Source organism: Inquilinus limosus DSM 16000, assembly GCF_000423185.1.
GTDB classification, from domain to species: Bacteria; Pseudomonadota; Alphaproteobacteria; order DSM-16000; family Inquilinaceae; genus Inquilinus; species Inquilinus limosus.
Genome location: NZ_AUHM01000062.1, coordinates 1 through 2,346 on the forward strand (window position 1 = coordinate 1; position 2,346 = coordinate 2,346).

Consider the following 2,346-nt stretch of genomic DNA (forward strand, 5'->3'; position numbering starts at 1 on the left):
AAGTACCCGCATGCGGATGTGAAGCGGGTGGGCGACGGCGCCGGGGCGGCGACCTACTTCCTGCACCGGGATGGGCTGAACACGGTGCGGCTGGTGACCGACAGCGCCGGCGGGTTCGAGGAGTGGTCGACCTACACGCCCTACGGCAAGCGGGCCCAGACCGTGCCGGCGGCCGCGGAGACCCGGGAGACCAAGGGCTTCATCGGCGAGCGCGAGGACCCGGAGGTCGGCCTGGTCTACCTCAACGCCCGCTACTACGACCCGGACATCGGTCGCTTCATCTCGCCCGACTGGTGGGATCCGACCCTGCCGGGCGTCGGGACCAACCGGTATGCGTATTCGGATAACGATCCGATCAACAAGAGCGATCCGAGCGGGCATTGCCCACCATGTGGGTACCTTGGAGCAGCGGCCCTCGGGGCGGCCAAGACGTCACCTGCCTGGGGACCAGCGGCCGTAGAGGCCACGGCTGGAGTAACCGCCGGCGTTGGAATCGGACTAGGCATAGGTGCGACAAGCGGATTGGATGCCGCAGATGCACCTAGATCCGCATTCAACCCGTATGGGCGGCCGACTGAGAAGGTGTACTCTGCATTCGATCCCTATGGGACCGGAACTGGCACTAGTGTCCTCTCGGAAGACAATGCCGACCTTCCCGCCTCGTCATCCTCGACGACGACAGGTGAGAGCAATGAGCCTGCTGCCGACCCCGAGGCAGGGGTCATTGACCTCGACGTGGATTCGGTTCCATGGAGAGGTAAGCCCGGCACGACAGTTCGGGGTAGAAAGACATCAGCCATCTACGGCGACGATGGCTTTCCGACGAAGCAGCGCAATCTTCCCCATCCAAATGAGAAAGGAATTGGCAACAGAGATCATGTTCACGACGTCGGCAGGCCAGCCGATGGATCTCCGCCAACCGCTAAAGATAGATCTGACCCGCGCGATCCCGAACCGGGCGATCCTCCGGCCCCCCGGGGGTACAACAAACCATAGAATGGATCTCCACCATGTCTGAACGGATCGAGTGGAATGTGGACCAATTTGGAGAGCTGTGCCTCCCGTCCTTGCATGATTCAGATCTCATTGAGATTGAACAGAAGCCTGGTATATTAAAGGCTATAATCAGAAAAAATCCTGATACCTTCAAACTTGTTGCAGAAGAAGTGGACGAGATGCTCGTCAGCGAATACAGAGGCGTAATGGGAATTGTGGATATTGAAATATGGACCATCGGGTCAATAGATGAAATATTATGGGATCGGTCCAGGATAGCCTGGCGGAAACTACTATCTTCTCCAGACGGAAAGGAAAAAGAAGAATTTAAGCGATACTTTAAACAAAAAAAAGACAAAAAGCTTTTGTATCTATCTGGATCTGGAGGAGAATCCATAATTTGTATATGCAGTGATATTGGCATATGGAAAATCTCCTAACAATTTTACAAACTATTGCGCTGAATTACGGTGACGGCGTATAATTAGTCGATGTAGTGAAGCTTCCCTATGGGCCGGACGGCTGCGGCGGTATGGTACAAAGATTGTCAGCAGCTCATCGACGCAGCAGATCGTGCGACGCTTCAGGCCTTATCCCGGATCATCCGGCTTCACCCTGATCGAGATGCTGATCGTGCTGGCGATCCTCGGGCTGGCGCTGGCCGTGGTCGGGCTGGCCGTGCCGGATTGGCGCGCCCGCTCGGCGCTGCGCGAGGCCGGCGCCGGGCTGGAGCGGCTGCTGACGCAGGCGCGCGACACGGCCTTGCGGCAGCAAAGCCCTGTGCTGGTCCGCTTCGATCCCGAGGACCGGCGCATCGGCATCCCCGCCCTTAACCGCTGGCAGGCGGTGCCGGACGGGGTGGAGTTGGCCCTCACCGGCGCCGCGATCGAGCCCGGCGGCGATGCCCCGGCCCTGCTGTTCCTCGGTGACGGGTCGAGCAGCGGCAGCGTCCTGACGTTGAGCCGCGGCATCACAGCCTGGCCCTGCGCATCGCCTGGCTGATCGGCGGTCCGGCAGGAGGGGGCGCTGCGCCCCGAGCCGGTTGGTGAAGCAGCGCTGGACGGTGTGGCAGCCGGGGGCGGACCAGACGGTGAACTGCAGCCAGCCGGATCCGCGCTCCACCTTCACGGCCCAGACGGCATATGACCGCGGCGGCCGGGTGCTGGGCAAGACCTATCCGGACAATTCGAGCGCCGGCGACACCATCGGCCAGGTGGGGGGGCACCGGCAGCCCGTTCACCTATGACGGGGCCGGGCGGCTGAAGTCGATCCCGGGGCTGATCGCGTCGATCACCTATGATGCGGCGGGCCGGCCGCTGGAGACGAAATATGCCAGCGGCGCGACGACGG

At 61.3% G+C, this 2,346-nt stretch carries 4 protein-coding genes; all 4 read left to right on the plus strand.

Annotation, left to right across the window (positions count from 1 at the left end):
* The coding region (locus G537_RS44385; protein ID WP_081689135.1) for an RHS repeat-associated core domain-containing protein at positions 1-996 on the plus strand (996 nt) is incomplete at its 5' end.
* A 14-nt stretch (positions 997-1,010) separates the two neighbouring features.
* Complete coding sequence (locus G537_RS44035; RefSeq protein ID WP_155888835.1) at positions 1,011-1,436, plus strand: hypothetical protein; 426 nt, start codon at positions 1,011-1,013, stop codon at positions 1,434-1,436.
* Between the two features lie 133 nt (positions 1,437-1,569).
* Positions 1,570-1,998, plus strand: coding sequence for a GspH/FimT family pseudopilin (locus G537_RS42510; protein WP_155888836.1), 429 nt, complete (start codon positions 1,570-1,572; stop codon positions 1,996-1,998).
* 43 nt (positions 1,999-2,041) lie between these two features.
* Positions 2,042-2,242 (plus strand): hypothetical protein, encoded by a 201-nt coding sequence (locus G537_RS44390; RefSeq protein ID WP_162146172.1) that lies wholly within the window; start codon positions 2,042-2,044, stop codon positions 2,240-2,242.
* The last annotated feature ends 104 nt before the right edge of the window (positions 2,243-2,346 follow it).